At 66.4% G+C, this 17,463-nt stretch carries 15 protein-coding genes and 1 pseudogene; 4 read left to right on the top strand and 12 right to left on the bottom strand.

The window, feature by feature from the left end; all coding sequences use genetic code 11:
- Window positions 1–32 precede the first annotated feature (32 nt).
- The 4 genes from G7045_RS05610 to G7045_RS05595 all read right to left on the bottom strand — a co-directional run bounded on the left by G7045_RS05610 (window position 33) and on the right by G7045_RS05595 (window position 3,460).
- Entirely contained in the window at window positions 33–989 is a 957-nt protein-coding gene (locus tag G7045_RS05610; RefSeq protein ID WP_166158487.1) for a CBASS cGAMP-activated phospholipase, read from the bottom strand.
- A 120-nt stretch (window positions 990–1,109) separates the two neighbouring features.
- Entirely contained in the window at window positions 1,110–2,096 is a 987-nt protein-coding gene (locus G7045_RS05605; RefSeq protein WP_166158484.1) for an LD-carboxypeptidase, read from the bottom strand.
- 42 nt (window positions 2,097–2,138) lie between these two features.
- On the bottom strand, window positions 2,139–3,185 hold the full coding sequence (gene tadA, locus G7045_RS05600) for a tRNA adenosine(34) deaminase TadA (RefSeq protein ID WP_166158481.1): 1,047 nt from the start codon (window positions 3,183–3,185) through the stop codon (window positions 2,139–2,141).
- Window positions 3,186–3,232: 47 nt separating this feature from the next.
- Window positions 3,233–3,460: a hypothetical protein gene (locus tag G7045_RS05595; RefSeq protein WP_166158478.1), complete on the bottom strand. Its 228-nt coding sequence runs from the start codon at window positions 3,458–3,460 to the stop codon at window positions 3,233–3,235.
- An 88-nt stretch (window positions 3,461–3,548) separates the two neighbouring features.
- On the opposite strand from G7045_RS05595, the gene G7045_RS05590 reads away from it, so the two are divergent.
- Both G7045_RS05590 and G7045_RS05585 read left to right on the top strand, forming a co-directional pair.
- On the top strand, window positions 3,549–5,528 hold the full coding sequence (locus G7045_RS05590) for a U32 family peptidase (protein ID WP_166158475.1): 1,980 nt from the start codon (window positions 3,549–3,551) through the stop codon (window positions 5,526–5,528).
- Window positions 5,529–5,598: 70 nt separating this feature from the next.
- Window positions 5,599–6,885, top strand: coding sequence for an O-acetylhomoserine aminocarboxypropyltransferase/cysteine synthase family protein (locus G7045_RS05585; RefSeq protein WP_166158472.1), 1,287 nt, complete (start codon window positions 5,599–5,601; stop codon window positions 6,883–6,885).
- Here G7045_RS05585 and G7045_RS05580 read toward each other — a convergent pair.
- Entirely contained in the window at window positions 6,882–7,769 is an 888-nt protein-coding gene (locus G7045_RS05580; protein WP_166158469.1) for a LysR family transcriptional regulator, read from the bottom strand. The genes G7045_RS05585 and G7045_RS05580 overlap by 4 nt on opposite strands.
- A 104-nt stretch (window positions 7,770–7,873) precedes the next feature.
- Between G7045_RS05580 and metE the strand changes: the two genes are divergently transcribed.
- Entirely contained in the window at window positions 7,874–10,213 is a 2,340-nt protein-coding gene (metE, locus tag G7045_RS05575; RefSeq protein ID WP_166158466.1) for a 5-methyltetrahydropteroyltriglutamate--homocysteine S-methyltransferase, read from the top strand.
- A 58-nt stretch (window positions 10,214–10,271) separates the two neighbouring features.
- Here the strand turns inward: metE and G7045_RS05570 are convergent, their stop codons facing one another.
- Window positions 10,272–10,868, bottom strand: a complete 597-nt coding sequence (locus tag G7045_RS05570) for an OmpW family protein (protein WP_166158463.1) — start codon at window positions 10,866–10,868, stop codon at window positions 10,272–10,274.
- A gap of 203 nt (window positions 10,869–11,071) precedes the next feature.
- Here G7045_RS05570 and G7045_RS05565 point away from each other — a divergent pair, with 203 nt between their 5' ends.
- Window positions 11,072–12,172: an alkene reductase gene (locus G7045_RS05565; RefSeq protein ID WP_166158460.1), complete on the top strand. Its 1,101-nt coding sequence runs from the start codon at window positions 11,072–11,074 to the stop codon at window positions 12,170–12,172.
- A gap of 98 nt (window positions 12,173–12,270) precedes the next feature.
- Here G7045_RS05565 and arsB read toward each other — a convergent pair whose 3' ends face one another.
- From arsB to G7045_RS05540, 6 genes and pseudogenes are all read right to left on the bottom strand, one after another.
- Window positions 12,271–13,296: an ACR3 family arsenite efflux transporter gene (gene arsB / locus G7045_RS05560; RefSeq protein ID WP_166160364.1), complete on the bottom strand. Its 1,026-nt coding sequence runs from the start codon at window positions 13,294–13,296 to the stop codon at window positions 12,271–12,273.
- A 20-nt stretch (window positions 13,297–13,316) separates the two neighbouring features.
- Window positions 13,317–15,083: an arsenical pump-driving ATPase gene (arsA, locus tag G7045_RS05555; RefSeq protein WP_166158457.1), complete on the bottom strand. Its 1,767-nt coding sequence runs from the start codon at window positions 15,081–15,083 to the stop codon at window positions 13,317–13,319.
- A gap of 14 nt (window positions 15,084–15,097) precedes the next feature.
- The gene (gene arsD / locus G7045_RS05550; protein WP_166158454.1) at window positions 15,098–15,457 is read right to left on the bottom strand and encodes an arsenite efflux transporter metallochaperone ArsD; all 360 of its coding nucleotides are present in this window, start codon (window positions 15,455–15,457) and stop codon (window positions 15,098–15,100) included.
- Between the two features lie 85 nt (window positions 15,458–15,542).
- Window positions 15,543–16,070: an arsenate reductase ArsC gene (locus G7045_RS05545; protein ID WP_240919300.1), complete on the bottom strand. Its 528-nt coding sequence runs from the start codon at window positions 16,068–16,070 to the stop codon at window positions 15,543–15,545.
- Window positions 16,071–16,127: 57 nt separating this feature from the next.
- A pseudogene (locus tag G7045_RS14675) lies at window positions 16,128–16,364 on the bottom strand (ArsR/SmtB family transcription factor); the annotation flags it as partial.
- Window positions 16,365–16,434: 70 nt separating this feature from the next.
- Window positions 16,435–17,412, bottom strand: coding sequence for a DUF808 domain-containing protein (locus tag G7045_RS05540; protein WP_166158448.1), 978 nt, complete (start codon window positions 17,410–17,412; stop codon window positions 16,435–16,437).
- Between the last annotated feature and the right edge of the window lie 51 nt (window positions 17,413–17,463).

Here is a 17,463-nt window from a genome sequence, read left to right as displayed (position 1 = left end):
CAAATCCCCCAATTTTTTTGACCCCAATTTTTTTACAAAAATTTCCCCAACCGCACTTCGTCGAGTTCACGCAAAGTGCCGTGCCCCAGGGCCATCAAGGTCTGGGCGGCTTCTTTGGTGGCCACGTCGATACCCAGGCCGGCCTGCGCTGGCCAGTGGGCATCGAGGCGCATGTAGCGATCGCCCAGCCGGTCTTCCATGATGGCTTGCACGTGCTGCTGCTGCACAGCAAGCATGGTCATGATCAGGCGCCCTTCAGACAGCCAGCCGACGGCGCCCACATCTGCTTCGGGTTTTTCTGCCGGTTGGTAGCCCATGGTGGCCGTGCCCAGCGACAGCATCCGCACCCGCGCCGGCTTGACGCCCATGAAATGCTCGGCCTCGTGCAGCGCCACCTGATCGGGGGCAACGGCGAACAAGCCGCCATCGGCATAGAGCTTGCCGCCCACATGCACGCTCGGGAAAAACGCCGGCGCGGCGCAAGTGGCCAGGGTCACATCCACGGCGCTGTAGCCTGCATCGCCCTCTGAAGCCTGGGCGTGGGGGGTTTTAAACACCTTGGTCACGCTGCGCGTCACGTCCACCGCCGGCACGACGACGGCGTGCAGCGCGTCGCCCAGGGTGCATTTGCCAAAGTAGCGCGTCAGCTCCTTGCGCAGCGCCTCGCCGGTGTATTTGGGCCCCATGACCGAGCGCGACAGATCGAGCAGGCGCGAGACGGCCCCGGTGGGCAGGCGGCGCGAGGAGAACACCTCCTCGCCACGTTCCAGAAAGAGCTTGACGAGTTCGCGCATCGGCACTTCAAACGCCAGCGCCATGGCCAGCAGGCCGCCGACCGAGGTGCCGGCGATCAGGTCAAAGCGCCGCCCCAGCGGCTCGCCCACGCGCGCCTCCAGGTCGGCCAGCACCACGGCCGCGTACAGCCCCAGGTAGCCGCCGCCGCTGAGCGCCAAGATACGAAATTCCGATGAAGAGCCCCGAGTCGCCATGTGGTTTTGCTTGCGTACAAAGAAAAACCCAGTATTGCAGCAATCGCGGCCCGCAAACGCCCTGGCCGTGCGGTTAGAACAAGCTCTCAGCCAGGGGTTTTCACTGAAAACACGCGATTTTTAAATGTGTCCCCAATAAATCAGCGCATCGCGCCCTTCGACCGAGAGCGACACCCGCGCGCCCACCGGCAGCAGCACCTTGGTCGGCACATGGCCAAACGGCAGGCCGCAGACCACTGGCACGGCAAGGCGGCTGCGCAGCCAATCGACCACGCTGGCGAGTTTGAAGCCCTTGTCGTGGCCCGAGAGCTGGTAGTCGGTGAACTGGCCCAGGACGATGGCTTTTTGCTGCCCGAGGATGCCGGCGTACAAGAGCTGGGTCAGCATCCGCTCGATGCGGTAGGGGTGCTCGGCCACGTCTTCCAAAAACAACACCCCGCCCTGGACTGGCGGCAGGTAGGGCGTACCCACCAGGGCGCACAACATGGCCAGGTTGCCGCCCCAGAGCGTGGCGTCGTCCACATAAATATCCTGGCCTTCGGGCAGAGATTTTTCTTTGGGGCAGCACCAGCCTGCGCCCTCGCCCTGGCCGGCGAGCAGGTCGTCCAAGCAGGCGAGCATGATGTCGTCGGGCTCCTCGGGGCGCCCCAGGTCGCCCAGCAGCGCCGGCCCGGCCCAGGTCGTGGTGCCGGTTTGGGCCAGCAGCGCCAGCTGCAAGGCGGTGAAGTCGCTCAGGCCGACGAACTGCGTGCCCTGGGCGACGGCGTGTTCGAGCAGCCGGTAGTCGATCTGGTCGAGCAGACGCGTCAGGCCATAGCCGCCGCGCGCGATCAAGGCCACGTCGGCGCCGCTGCGGGCCGCGCGCTCGATGGCGGCCAGGCGCGTGGCGTCATCACCGGCAAAGCGCTGGTGGCTCTGCAGCGCCGATGGGTCGATTTCCACCCCATGCCCCAGGGCCCGCAAACGCGCAATGCCGCGCTTGAACGCCGCCTTGTCGCGCACCGCGCCCGAGGGGGAGTACACATAGATATGCTGCGGCCCCTGGCGCTGGTGTTCGTGGGTGCAGGCCGGGCCGCAGGCGTGGGGGGGCGTGGTCGAGGAAGACAAGGCGGTTCTCAGGCCCGCGCGGGCCTGCTCCGTAGGATCGAATCAAAGCGGCGAGTATTCCATAGCCATCACCGGTTGCGGCTGTGGCTGCGGCGCCAGCAGCCACACACCGGCCAGGCCCAGGGCCCGGGCTAGGGCATACGGCGCCCAGCGCGCCAACGCCTGCGGCCCGGCGCGGTGCCCGGCGTCGGGGAAGGGCGCAGCAAGGAGTGCCGCGTCGGCGCCCTCGCCTTGCCGCCACTGCCCGCAGCACAGCAAGGCGGGCTCTATTTGCAGCCGCTGGCACAGCTCGCGCAGCACCTGGGCGTGCCATTGGGGTTGGTGCAAATTGGTTTTTTTGGGTTTGTCGCTGCGGCCAAAGCCGATCAGGTCGGGGCACAGCACGCGCTCGCCGGCGCCCACCAGCGCCTGCGCCCAGGGCAGCAGGGATTCGCTCCAGCCCTCGCTGCCGTGCAGCAGCAGCCAGGTGCGTTCGGCCTGCGCCGGCCCGAGCAGGTGGTAGTGCAGGCGCAGGCCGGCGAGCGCGGGCAGGTCACTCACGTACTGGCCCGCCGGGTGGCAGGGGGCAAAGCACCGCTCGGGCGTGCGCAGCGCATCCGGGCGCAGGGGCTGGGCCTGCTGACGCTGCGCCTGGCGGCGCTGGCGGAAAAAGTCTTGCAGCAAGGCCCCGCACTCCTGCGCCAGCACCCCGCCTTGCACCTGGGTGTGGTGGTTGAGCTCAGGGTAAGCAAACAGATCGAGCACCGATCCCGCCGCGCCGGTTTTGGGCTCGGCTGCGCCATAGACCACCCGGGCCACACGGGCGTGCATCAGCGCGGCGCTGCACATGGCGCAGGGTTCGAGCGTGACGTAGAGCGTGCTGCCGTCGAGCCGGTAATTTTCCCGCTGCGCCGCCGCCTGGCGCAGCGCCTGCATCTCGGCGTGCGCCGTGGGGTCGCAGCTGGCGATCGGGGCATTGTGGCCCTGGCCCCATACCACCCCGTCTTGCACCAGCACGGCCCCTACGGGGACTTCGCCGGCCTTGGCGGCAGCTTGCGCCAGCGCCAGGGCCTGGCGCATCCAGGCTTGATCGGCGCTTTCATTGCTCATTTTTTGATAGCTGCTCGCGCTTGATAGATAAGGGCTAGAGGCCAATTTTACTTGGATTCATCGTCCGGCATGGGGCGTGGCTTTTGCATCAGTTGGTCCATTTGCTGCTGCACCTGCTGCTGAATTTGCTGGCTTTGCTGCTGCGCCGTGCCCGTTGCGCCGCCTTGCGCTGCGGGCACCAGGGGCACGCGGCTGCTGGTCCATTGCTTTTTGGCCAACATGCCGACGATGCCCAGGGCCAAGACCAATGCCGTGATCGTGAAAATCGAGCGCATTCCATCTCCTGGGGCAAAAGGGCGCACTGTAGCGCGCAAAAGCCCCGAACTGCACGGAAAAACAGCGCGCGGGGATAATCCGCCCCCTATGTCTTTGCTCCCGCACCAGCTCGAACTGCTCTCCCCGGCACGCAACGCCGATATCGGCATCGCCGCCATCGACCACGGCGCCGACGCCGTCTATATCGGCGGCCCGGCCTTTGGCGCGCGCGCCACCGCCGGCAACGAGCTGCGCGAGTTGGAGCGCCTCATAGCCCACGCGCACCGCTTCAACGCCAGCATCTTCGTCACGCTCAACACCATCTTGCGCGACGATGAGTTGGAGGACGCCCGGCGCATGGCCTGGCAGGTGTACGAGGCCGGGGCCGACGCGCTCATCATCCAGGACATGGGCCTGCTGGAAATCGACCTGCCGCCCATCCAGCTGCACGCGAGCACGCAGACCGACATCCGCACGCCCGAAAAAGCACGCTTTCTGCAGGACGTGGGCCTGTCGCAAATCGTGCTGGCGCGCGAGCTCGATTTGCAGCAAATCGCCGCCGTGCGCGCCGCCACCGACCCGGCGCGCACCACCATCGAATACTTCATCCACGGCGCGCTGTGCGTGGCCTACTCGGGCCAGTGCTTCATCAGCCACGCGCACACCGGGCGCAGCGCCAACCGGGGCGATTGCAACCAGGCGTGCCGCCTGCCCTACGAGGTGCTCGACGGCGCCGGCCGCATCCTCGCGCACGAAAAGCATGTGCTGTCGATGAAGGACAACAACCAGTCCGGCAACCTGCGCGCCTTGATTGCCGCCGGTGTGCGCAGCTTCAAGATCGAGGGCCGCTACAAAGACCTGGGCTACGTGAAGAACATCACGGCGCATTACCGCAAGCTGCTCGACGAGATCATCGAGGAAGGCGAATTCGCGCGCTCCTCCAGCGGCAGCACCACGTTCAGCTTCACGCCCGACCCGGAGCAGAACTTCAACCGCGAGTTCACCGACTACTTCGTCAATGGCCGCCAGCAGGACATTGGCGCGTTCGACACGCCCAAGCAGCCTGGCCGCGCCATCGGCTGGGTGACACAAATCGGCGCCGACTGGTTCGAGCTCGAAGTGAGCGACAAAACCACCGTGCTGCACAACGGCGACGGCCTGTGCTACTACGACCTGCAAAAAGAGCTGGTGGGTGTACACCTCAACCGCGCCGAATGCGTAGCGCCCAAGAAGGGCATCTGGCGCGTCTTCCCCAAGAACGAGATTGCCAGCTTCAAAGACCTGCGCAAGGGCCTGGAGGTCAACCGCAACCGCGACATGGACTGGGTGCGCCAGCTGGAGAAAAAATCGAGCGAGCGCCGCATCGGCCTGTGGGCCGCGCTGCAGGAAACGCCCGATGGCTTTGCCCTGCAGCTCACCGACGAGGACGGCTTTGTCGGCAGCGCCCAAATCACCCAGCCGCACCAAAATGCCACCGACGCCGCCCGCGCCGAAGCCAGCCTGCGCGAGCAATTGAGCCGGTTTGGCACCACGCTGTTTGCCCTGCACAGCCTAGAGCTCAAACTCGCGCAGCCCTGGTTCGTGCCCGCGTCGGCGCTGAACGCGCTGCGCCGGGACGCCGTGGCGGCACTCGAAGCCGCGCGTGCCAAAGGCTTTGTGCGCCTGCAGCGCGCCGCCCCCGTAGAGCCGCCCGCGCCCTTCCCCGAAGACCGCCTGACCTACCTGGCCAACGTCTTCAACCACAAGGCGCACGACTTCTATGTGAAGCACGGCGTGCAGGTGATTGACGCGGCCTACGAGAGCAAGGAAGAAGAAGGCGAAGTCAGCCTGATGATCACCAAGCACTGCGTGCGCTTTTCCATGAGCCTGTGCCCCAAGCAGGCCAAGGGGGTGATTGGCGTCAAGGGCACGATCAAGGCGGAGCCGCTGCAGCTCATCAACGGCAAGGAAAAACTCAAGCTGGTGTTTGACTGCAAGCCGTGCGAGATGCACGTAGTGGGCAAGATGAAAAAATCCGTCATCGCCCAGCACCAGCGCGAGATGCAGGAAAAGCCGCTGCAGTTCTACCGCACCAAACCACAGCACTGAACGCTGCATTCGTCTGCTTTCCTCTCGGGCCACAATAGGCGCCCGATCAACCCAAGGAGAGAGACACCCCATGCGCATCGAAACCCTGGCCGTCCACGCTGGCTACAAGTCTGAGCCCACCACCAAATCGGCAGCCGTGCCGCTGTACCAGACCACGTCCTACACCTTCGACAGCGCCCAGCACGGCGCAGATTTGTTCGACCTGAAAGTGGCGGGCAACATCTACACCCGCATCATGAACCCCACCACCGACGTGCTGGAGCAGCGCGTCGCCGCCCTCGAAGGCGGCGTGGGTGCGCTGGCCATGGCCTCGGGCATGGCGGCGATTACGGCAGCCATCCAGACCATTGCCGAGGCGGGCGACAACATCATCAGCGCCAGCACGCTGTACGGAGGCACCTACAACCTGTTTGCCCACACCTTCCCGCAGCAGGGCATCGAAGTGCGCTTTGCCGACCCGCGTGACCCGGCGAGCTTTGCCAAGCTGGTGGATGCGCGCACCAAGGCCGTGTTTTGCGAATCCATCGGCAACCCGCTGGGCAACGTGACCGACATCCGCGCCCTGGCCGACGTGGCGCACGCCGCTGGCCTGCCCTTGATTGTCGATAACACCGTGCCCAGCCCCTACCTGTGCCGCCCGTTCGAGCATGGCGCGGACATCGTCGTCCACGCCCTGACCAAGTACATGAACGGCCACGGCAACAGCATTGGCGGCGTCATCGTCGATAGCGGCAAATTCCCCTGGGCCGAGCACAAAGAACGCTTCAAGCGCCTGAACGAGCCCGACGTGAGCTACCACGGCGTGGTCTATACCGAGGCCCTGGGCGCTGCCGCCTACATTGCCCGCGCGCGCGTCGTGCCGCTGCGCAATATGGGCGCGGCGCTCTCGCCCTTTAACGCCTGGGCGACGCTGCAGGGCATTGAAACCCTGCCGCTGCGCATGGACCGCATTTGCAGCAACGCCCTGGCCATTGCCCAGGCGCTGCAACAACACCCCAAGGTGGAGTGGGTGCGCTACGCAGGCCTATCCGACCACCCCGACCACGCCCTGGTGCAGCGCCAAATGGGCGGCAAGGCTTCGGGCATTTTGTCCTTCAGTCTCCAAACCGCCCCCGGCGAAGATGCCCGCGCCGCTGGCGCACGCTTTCTGGACGCGCTGCAACTGTTCCTGCGCCTGGTCAACATCGGCGACGCCAAATCGCTGGCCACGCACCCAGCGAGCACCACGCACCGCCAGCTCAACGCCGAAGAACTGGCCAAAGCCGGCGTGACCGAAGGCATGGTGCGCCTGTCGGTGGGCATTGAGCACATCGACGACCTGCTGGCCGACCTGCAGCAGGCGCTGGCGGCGGTTTAAATCGCGCCCTCGCCCGCCAAGGCAATGAACGCCGCCAGATAGTCCACCGCCTGCTCGCTCTCGCGCAGGCCCAGGTGGATTTGCTTGGCAATGCCTTGGGGCCCCAGGCGCAGCACGGCCAGGGGCAGGCGCTGCGCGTACTCCAGCGCCAGCCAGCGCGGCAGCGCCGCCACCCCGCGCCCGCCGGCGACCATCTGCAGCATGATGTCGGTCGTCTCTATCGTCTTGTGCCGCGCCGGGGCCATGCCGGTGGGTAGTAAAAACTGGGTGTAGATGTCCAGCCGCTCGGTGGCCACCGGGTAGGTAATCAGGGTCTCGGTTGCCAGTTGGTCTGGGCGCACCACAGCCTCAGCGGCCAGCGGGTGGCTGGCGGCGACAACCAGCACCTGTTCGTAGTCGAACACCGGCACAAAGCGCAGCCCGGGTTTGAACACCGGGTCGGGCGTGACCAGCAAGTCCACCTCGTAGCCCTCGAGCGCCGCCAGGCCGCCAAACTGGAATTTTTGCCGCACATCCACATCCACGTCCGGCCAGGCCGCCAGATAGGGCGCAACCACCTTGAGCAGCCATTGGTAGCAGGGGTGGCACTCCATGCCAATGCGCAAGCTGCCGCGCTGGCCCTGGGCAAACTGGCGCAACTGGCCCTCGGCCTGCTCCAGTTGCGGCAATACGCGCTGCGCCAGCGCCAGCACATAGGCCCCGGCCTGGGTCAGGCGCAGGCCCCGGCCCTCGCGCAGCCACAGCGGTGTGCCCACCTGCTGTTCGAGCTTTTTCATGCTGTGGCTCAGGGCCGATTGCGTCAGGCACAGGCGCTCGGCGGCGGCGGTGAGTGAGCCCTGCCGCTGCACCTCGGCAACGATGGAGAGATGGATGCGTTCCAGCATATAAATGAATAAAATTCATCAATTCGTGAGATAAAACCATTTTACTTCATTGATAGAGCTTTCTACCATGCCCTCCATTGCTGCATCTAACGGAGGAGAAAAGCATGGTGACTTTGCATAACCTGGGCTATCCGCGCATCGGTGCGCGGCGTGAACTCAAATTCGGCCTGGAGTCGTACTGGAAGGGCGAGAGCCCACGCGCGGCACTGCTGGCGCTGGGTGCGCAACTGCGCCAGCAGCACTGGCAGCAGCAAGCGGGGCTGGACTGGGTGCCGGTGGGCGATTTTTCGTTCTACGACCAGGTGCTGGACATGGGCTTCACCCTGGGCCACCTGCCCGAGCGCATCCAAGGCTTTGCGGGCGACGTGCTGGACAACTACTTTCGCCTCGCCCGGGGCCGCAGCGCCGGGAAGCCTCCACAGGCTCAGCAGGCCGAGCACCAGGGTTGCTGCGGCGGCTGCGGTGGTAGCAGCCACAGCGACAGCGACGGCGAGGTCATGGCCGGTGAGATGACCAAGTGGTTCGACACCAATTACCACTACATCGTGCCCGAATTCAACGCCCAGACCACCTTCACGCTGGATGCTTCGCGCCTGCTGGCGCAGTTGGCAGAGGCACAAGCCCAGGGCGTGCGCACCAAGCCCGTGCTCATCGGCCCCGTCACCTACCTGGCGCTGGGCAAGGCCAAGGACGGCTCGGACAAACTCGCCCTGCTCGATCGCCTGCTGCCGGTGTACGCACAACTGCTCGACACCCTGGCAGCACAAGGGGTCACCTGGGTGCAGATCGACGAGCCGATTTTGGCCACCGAGCTGGACGCCGACTGGCAGCACGCCTTCACCAGCGCCTACCACCAGCTCAAGAGCTGCCGCGTGCAAATTTTGCTGGCGAGCTACTTTGGCCCGCTGCTGGACAACAAATACCTGGCCGCCAACCTGCCCGTGGCCGGGCTGCATGTGGACGCCGTCACCGGGCGCGACGATGTGCTGGCGCTGCTGGGCCTGCTGCCAGCGCACAAGGTGCTGTCGCTGGGCGTGATCGACGGGCGCAATATCTGGAAAACCGACCTCAACGCCCTGCTCGACTGGCTCGAACCGCTGGCGGCACGCCTGGGCGAGCGCCTGTGGCTCGCGCCCAGTTGCTCGCTCTTGCACGTCCCCATGGACTTGGAGAGCGAACAGCAGCTCGACCCCGAAGTCCACCACTGGCTCGCCTTTGCGCGGCAAAAGCTCATCGAACTGCAACTGCTGGGCCAGGCGCTGCGCCAAGGCCGACCGGCCGTGGCAGCGGCGCTGGCGGCCAACGCCGCCGCCTTGGCAGCGCGGCGCAGCTCTCCGCGCGTGCACCGCCCCGAGGTGCAGGCCGCCGTGGCCGCCATCACCGCAGAGCTGGGCCAGCGCCACAGCCCCTACGCCCAGCGCAGCGCCGTGCAGGCGCAGGCGCTCAAGCTGCCGCCCTACCCGACGACGACGATTGGCAGCTTTCCGCAAACGCCCGACATCCGCCGCGCGCGCAGCGACTTCAAGGCCGGGCGTCTGGACGCGGCCAGTTACCAGGCCGCCATGCAGGCCGAGATAGCCCACAGCGTGCGCGTGCAAGAAGAACTGGGGCTGGACGTGCTGGTACACGGCGAGGCCGAGCGCAACGACATGGTCGAATACTTTGGCGAACAGCTCGGTGGCTACGCCTTCAGCCAGTTCGGCTGGGTGCAAAGCTACGGCTCGCGCTGCGTCAAGCCGCCGATTGTGTTTGGCGACATCACGCGCCCACAACCCATGACGCTGGACTGGATTGCCTACGCCCAGTCCCTGACCGACAAGCCCATGAAAGGCATGTTGACCGGCCCGGTGACGCTGCTCAACTGGTCTTTCGTGCGCGACGACCAGCCCCGGCGCAGCACCTGCCTGCAACTGGCGCTGGCCATTCGCGCCGAGGTGCAGGACCTGGAGCGCGCGGGCGTCAAAATCATCCAAATCGACGAAGCGGCGCTGCGCGAAGGGCTGCCGCTGCGCCGCACGCAATGGCCCGACTACCTGGACTGGGCGGTGCAGGCGTTTCGCATCGCCGCCAACGGTGTGGGCGATGCGACGCAAATCCACACCCACATGTGCTACTCGGAGTTCAACGACATCATTGCCGCCATTGCCCGCATGGATGCCGACGTCATCACCATAGAAACCTCGCGCTCGCAGATGGAGCTGCTCGACGCCTTTGAGCACTTTGCCTACCCCAACGCCATCGGCCCGGGGGTGTACGACATCCACTCGCCCAACATCCCCAGCCAGGCTGGCATGGTGCAACTGCTGCGCCAGGCAAGCGAGCGCATTGCCGCCAACCAACTGTGGGTCAATCCCGACTGCGGCCTCAAAACCCGCCAGTGGAGCGAGGTGCTGCCCGCCCTGCGCGCCATGGTGGCCGCCGCCCAGGCGCTGCGGGCAGCGTAAAAAAAGCCGGCGCTGCGGGTGGCGCAGCGCCGGCTCTCCCCATCGATGACTATGTAGCTTAGAAGCGGTAGCCCACGCCCACGCCGACCAGCACCGGATCGACCTTGAAGGTGCCAGCCTTGTTGCCACCGGCGTAAACGTCGGTCTTGATGTAAACCTTCTTCACGTCGAAGTTCAGCGACCACTGCTTGTTCAGCGGGATGTCAAAGCCCACTTGCAGCGCGGCGCCCCAGCTGTTGCGATCGACATCGGCAGCGCCACCAAGAACGTCCACGTTAGAGAAACGGGTGTAGTTGATACCGGCACCGACGTAGGGCTTGAAGCCGCCGAAGTTGGTGAAGTGGTACTGCGCCAGCAGCGTCGGCGGCAGGTGCTTGAGCGTGCCGATCTTGGCACCGTTGGAGCGCAGATCGTGCTTTTGCGGGTAGGTCAGGATCAGCTCGGCAGCGATGTTGGGCGTGAAAAAGTACGACACATCCAGCTCGGGGATGACCTTGTTGTTGATCGACAGGCCCAGGCCGGTGCTGTCACCGTTGGCGCTGTCGATGTTCACGGCGCGCACGCGCACCAGCCAGGGGCTTTGGCCCTGGTCGGCAAACGCAGCGCCAGAGGTCATTGCACACACAGCAGCCAAGGCCAGCAGACTTTTTTTCATGGTTCGGTCTCTTTGAGTGGTTGAACGGGGACGACCCCCGTGGAAACCATTAGGCCCATGAGCAAAATGGTCAATTTTGCTGTAAGTCAACAAACCGTTTGCGCCATATCAAGAGACACCAGGAGCTGGTTGGCGCACCCACAGCCCTTGAACCCCTGGCGCAGCGCCCCCATGTCCAGCCCTGCACTACAAGGAAGCACTCCATGGATCACCCTCTGAACGCCAACGCCCTGTTCCAGCCCCTGCAACTGGGCCGCACCCAGCTGGCCAACCGCATCGCCATGGCGCCGCTCACGCGCAACCGCGCCAACGACGCACTCGAACCCACGGCCATGACCGTGGAGTACTACCGCCAGCGCGCCAGCGCCGGCCTGATCATTGCCGAGGCGACGCAAATCTCCCCCAGCGCCCAGGGCTACACCCACACCCCGGGCCTGCACACGCCGGGCCAGATCGCCGCCTGGAAGCTGGTGACCGACGCCGTGCACGCGGCGGGCGGCAAAATTTTCGTGCAGCTGTGGCACACCGGCCGCATGTCGCACAACGCCTTCCAGCCGGGCGAAAAAGCACCGGTCGCACCTTCGGCCATCGCCGCCAAGGCCAAGACCTACATCGCCGGCCAGGGCTACGTGGACTGCGCCGTGCCGCGCGCGTTGGAAACGGCCGAAATCGCCGGCGTGGTCAACGACTTCCGCCAGGCGGCTGCCAACGCCATCGCGGCGGGTTTTGACGGCGTGGAAATCCACGGCGCGCACGGCTACCTGCTCGACGCCTTCCTGCGCGACGGCTCCAACCACCGCACCGACCAGTACGGCGGCAGCATTGAAAACCGCGCCCGCCTGCTGCTCGAAGTGATGGCCGCCGTCACGCAGGAGATTGGCGCCGAGCGCACCGGCATCCGCCTCTCGCCCGTCTCGCCGGTGAACGACTCGTCGGAGAGCCAGCCGCAGCCGCTGTTCGAGCATGTGGTGCGCGCGCTCGACAAGCTGCACCCGGTGTACATCCACGTCGTCGAAGGCCACACCGGCGGCCCGCGCGACAACGCCCCGTTCGACTACGCCGCGCTGCGCCGCCTGTACAAGGGCCTGTGGATGGTGAACAACGGCTACACACGCGAAATGGCCATCGACGCCATCGCCAGCGGCCGCGCCGACATGGTGTCGTTTGGCCGCGCCATGCTCACCACCCCCGACTGGCCGCGCCGCCTGCGCGAGAACCTGCCGGCCAACGCGCCCTTTGCCGACGCCCCGATCTACGGCGGCACCGGCCCGCACGGCTACACCGACTACCCGGCGCTGCCTTGAAACAAAAATAGCCTCTAGCGCCCGTCCAGCAAGCGCTAGAAGCTATTATTTTGATAGCACCGTACCCGACCCAAACCGCTGCGCCGGGTACCGCACACTCAGGCGTCCCACCGAAACCGCCCCTGGGAACGGTTGGCAATCGCCACCAGCGACAGCATCACCGGCACCTCCACCAGCACGCCGACCACGGTGGCCAGCGCCGCACCGGAGTTCAGGCCGAACAGGCCTATGGCCACGGCCACGGCCAGCTCGAAGAAATTCGAGGTGCCGATCAGGGCGCAGGGCGCGGCAATGCGGTGCGGCAGCTTCCACGCCCAGGCCCAGGCGTAGGCCAGCGCAAAGATGCCGTAGGACTGGAGCACGATGGGCAGCGCAATCAGGGCGATCAGCAGCGGCTGGTTCAGGATCACCGGCCCCTGAAAACCAAACAGCAGCACCACGGTCAGCAGCAGGCCCAGCATGGACAGGGGCTTGATGCCGGCGGTAAAGGCCGCCACGGCGCCGGCGCCGCCCCGGGCGATCAGGCGGCGGCGGGTGAGCACCCCGGCCAGCAGCGGCAAGACGATGTACAGCACGCCCGACAGCACCAGGGTCTCCCAGGGCACGGCGATGTCGGTCACGCCCAGCAGGAAGGCGACGATGGGCGCAAAGGCCACCACCATCACCAGGTCGTTGATGGTGACCTGCACCAGGGTGTAGCTGGGGTCGCCCCGGGTCATCTGCGACCAGACGAACACCATCGCCGTGCAGGGCGCCGCGCCCAGCAGAATCAGCCCGGCGATGTATTGCTGCGCATTGGCGGGCGCGATGATCCCGGCGAAAAAATAATGGAAGAACAGCACCGCCAGGCCCGCCATGGTGAAGGGCTTGATGAGCCAGTTGACCGCCAGGGTGATGACCAGGCCCCGGGGGCGCTGGCCCACGGCCTTGAGCGAGCCCAGGTCGATGGCAATCATCATCGGGTAGACCATGGCCCAGATCAGCACCGCCACCACCAGGTTGACCGAGGCATATTCGAGCCCGGCCAGGGCGCCGAACAGCCCCGGGGCCAGGTTGCCCAGGGCAACGCCCGCCAGAATGCACAGCGCCACCCAGACCGTCAGGTAGCGCTCGAAGAGGCCCATCGGCGTGTCGTCTGCGGGCTTCATGACGGTTTGCCCTGCACCAGCTGGCGCAGGCGCGCCACGCCCACGGGCTCCTCGGCCAGCAGCGGCACCACGGCGTAGCGCCGCGCGTGCTGCGTGGCCACGGCGTCGATCTCGCGCAGCTCGTTCTGCGCGCGCTGGCGCAGCAGCGGCGACTGCGGCTGCGCGGCGGCCACGCTGTTGTTGACCACCCAGGCCCAGGGTTCGATGCCCGCGCGGCGCAGGTCGTCCTGCAGGTGGGCGGCCTCCAGCACGGGCGTGGTCTCGGCCAGCGTGGCGATGAGCACCTTGGTCTGCCGGGGGTCTTGCAGCTGCATCATGGGCGTCGTGTAGTGCAGGCCGGTGCCCGCCATCTGCCGGGCGATTTCGCGGTGGTAGGCACCGGTGGCGTCGAGCAGCAGCAGGGTGTGGCCGGTGGGGGCCGTGTCCATGACGACGAACTTCCTGCCGGCCTCGCGGATGGTGCGCGAGAAGGCCTGGAAGACGGCGATCTCCTCGGTGCAGGGCGAGCGCAAATCCTCTTCCAGCAGGGCGCGGCCCTGGGCGTCGAGCGTGGCGCCCTTGGTGTCCAGCACCTGCTGGCGGTAGCGCGCCGTGGCCTCGTGCGGGTCGATGCGGCTCAGTGTGAGCTGGGGCAGCGTGCCTTCGAGCGTCTCGGCCAGGTGCGCGGCGGGGTCGGAAGTGCTCAGGTGCACGGGCAGGCCGCGCTGCGCCAGCTCCACGGCAATGGCTGCGGCCAGCGTGGTCTTGCCCACGCCGCCCTTGCCCATCACCATGACCAGGCCGTGGCCGTCGGCGGCAATGTCGTTCACCAGCGCCGCCAGATCCGGCGTGGCCAGCGTGGCGGGCAGCGCGGTGGCATCCATCTGGCCGGGGCTGGCGGCATCGGCCAGTAAATGCCGCAGGGCATCGAGCCCCACCAGGTTGAAGGGCTTGAGCACGATCTGGTCGCGCGGCAGGGCCTGCAGCGCGGGTGGAATGTCGGCCAGCGTGGCCTGCTCGCGCCGCACGATGGTGGCGGCCAGCGCGTCCTGCCCCACCGCATCAGCCGGGAACACGCCGTTGATCACCAGGTGCTGCTGCGACAGGCCGATGGCGGCCAGCTCCTCGTGGGTGCGCGCGGCCTCGCGCAGCGTGGTGCGCTGGGCGCGGGCCACCAGCACCAGGCGCGTGCGCCGCGGGTCGGCCAGGGCGGCCACGGCCTGCTGGTACTGGCTGCGCTGCTTCTCCAGCCCGGCCAGCGGCCCCAGGCAGGAGGCGTCGCCCTGGCCTGCCGCCAGAAAGCCGCTCCATGCGCCCGGCAGTTGCAGCAGGCGGATGGTGTGGCCCGTGGGCGCGGTGTCGAACAGGATGTGTTCGTAGCCGGCGGTGAGCGCCGCATCGGTCAGCAGGGCGGTGAACTCGTCGAAGGCGGCGATCTCGGTGGTGCAGGCGCCCGAGAGCTGCTCCTCGATGCTGCGCACGGCCTCATCGGGCAGCACGCCGCGCACCGGGCCGACGATGCGGTCGCGGTAGGCCTGGGCAGCGGCCTGCGGGTCGATCTCCAGCGCCCACAGCTTGGACACGGCGGGGATGGCCGTGACGCGGTTGCCAATGGTCTCGCCGAACACCTGGCCGACGTTGGAGGCCGGGTCAGTGCTGACGAGCAGCACCCGTTGACCTTCGCCCGCCAGCTGCACGGCAGCGGCGCAGGCGATGGACGTCTTGCCGACGCCGCCCTTGCCGGTAAAGAACAGAAAGCGTGGCGCCTGGGTGAGAAATTGCATGGAATGCTCCTGTTTCAGCAGCAGCTACCGCCCGAGCAGCAAGCGTCAGCGGCGGTTTTGGCCTCACCCAGCGCCAAGCCCGCCCAGCGCGCCAGGTCGGCGCGCGCGGGGTAGCGGCCCGCCAGCGCCAGTTGGCCGTCCACCAGCGTGACCGGCAGGGCGGCCTGGCCGGTGCGCTCGAGCAGGCCCTTGACGATGGCGTTGTCGGCAAAGGCCATGGGCTGCTGCGCCAGGTTGTAGCGCTGCACCTGGGCGCCGTCCTGCTGCGCCCACTGCACGTCGGCGGCAAAGGTGACGAGGCTCTGGTCCACCTCGGTGCCGCACACGCCAGTGCTGCAGCACAGGGCCGGGTCGAAGATTTGGATGGATGGCATGGTGGCACTCCTTGGAAAAATGGAACGGTTCACAACGTCGAGCCCTGGGCGCTGACCAAGGGCTGCCACAGGATGGGCAAGAGTTTCATTGGCTGGACTGGCCAATGTGGTGCAGTTCACGCCGCAGGGCGGCGGCGTCCAGCGTCCCCAAGGGCAGGTTCACAAACAGGCGCACCCGGTTCAGCATCAGCCGGAACACCTTGTCGAAGGCGCGGCGCTTGTCTTCGTCGCTGCCTTCTGCGGCGGCCGGGTCTTCAAAGCCCCAATGTGCCGAGACCGGCTGCCCCGGCCACAGCGGGCAGACCTCGCCAGCGGCGTTGTCGCAGACGGTGATGACGAAATCCATCTGCGGCGCGCCAGGCACGGCGAACTCGTCCCAACTCTTGCTGCGCAGGCTGTTAGTGGGGTACTCGATGGACTGCAGCTTTTCGATGGCAAAGGGGTTGACCTTGCCCGTGGGCTGGCTGCCCGCGCTCCAGGCACGAAAGCGCCCCTGACCCATCGTGTTGATCAGTGCCTCGGCCAGGATGCTGCGGGCCGAATTGCCGGTGCACAGGATCAGAACGTTAAAGACTCTTTCTACAGCCTGCCCGGCACCGGGGGCGCAGCTCAGGTCGCAGGCCTGGCCGCCGCAGCAGTTTTCCGACAGAAATGCCACCAGGGCCGCCGCCTTGGAGAAGTTCGCCTCGTAGATGACGAAGCGGCCCTCCTGGCGCGACGCGACCATACCGGCATGGGCCAGCTCCTTGAGATGGAAGGACAGAGAGGATGGCGGGATGCCCGCCGCCTCGGCGATCTTGCCGGCGGCCATGCCGGAAGATCCCGCCTGAACAAGCAAGCGAAACACCGTGAGGCGCGATTCCTGGGCCAGGGCCGCCAGGGCGGTAACAGCAGCTTTTATTTCCATGCTTCAATGATAGTCGAAATTTAAGACAAAAAAAAACCAGGGGCAATGTCGCCCCTGGTCGCGATGCATTTCAACGCCCGCGCAGCTTCTGCACCAGCGCCACCGCCGCCAGCACCAGTGCCCCAGCAGCAATGCCCGCCACGGCGTTGAGTGCATTGGTAGCCAGCGCCTGCCACAGCCCGCCCAGGGCGCCCTGCCCCACAGCGGCGCCTGCGGCCTCGATGGCGTGGTGCAGGGGCGCCACGCCGTGCACCAGAATACCGCCGCCCACCAGGAACATGGCCGCCGTACCGGCCACGGAGAGGAACTTCATCAGCCAGGGCGCAAACGCCAGCAGCCCCCGGCCCAGGGCCTGGGCGGCGCGGCTGTCTTTGCCGGCCAACCACAGGCCGGCATCGTCGAGCTTGACGATGGCGCCCACCAGGCCGTACACGCCCACCGTCATGAGGATGGCAATGCCCACCAGCACGGCCACCTGCTGTGCAAACGCCGCCGCAGCCACCGTGCCCAGGGCAATGACGATGATTTCTGCCGAAAGGATGAAATCGGTGCGCACCGCACCCTTGATCTTGTCTTTTTCCAGCGCCACCAAATCCATGGCCGGGTTGGCGTTGGCCTGGGCATGGGCGGCGTGATCGGCATCGTCCTCGGCGGCGCTGTGCAGCAATTTGTGCGCCAGCTTTTCCACGCCCTCAAAGCACAAGAACGCCCCGCCCAGCATCAAGAGCGGTGTGATCAACATGGGCAAGAAGGCGCTGATGAGCAGGGCCGCAGGTACCAGGATGGCCTTGTTCACCATCGACCCCTTGGCCACGGCCCAGACCACGGGCAGCTCACGGTCGGCACGCACGCCCGTGACCTGCTGGGCGTTGAGCGCCAGGTCGTCACCCAGCACCCCGGCGGTTTTTTGCGTCGCCACCTTGGTCATGGCGGTCACGTCGTCGGCCACGGCGGCACTTTTTTTGGCTGCCACTTTGGTCATCACGGCCACGTCGTCGAGGATGGCAGCAATGTCGTCGAGCAGGGTCAGCAGGCTGGCTCCGGCCATAAAATTCCTTAAAAAAATGAATGAAATAAGGCTCTAGCCCTTGCCCAGCAA

The sequence above is a fragment of the Acidovorax sp. HDW3 genome (assembly GCF_011303755.1).
GTDB lineage: Bacteria > Pseudomonadota > Gammaproteobacteria > Burkholderiales > Burkholderiaceae_C > Paenacidovorax.
The sequence above is the reverse complement of the archived record's forward strand: the minus strand, read 5'-3'. Positions and strand labels throughout refer to the sequence as shown.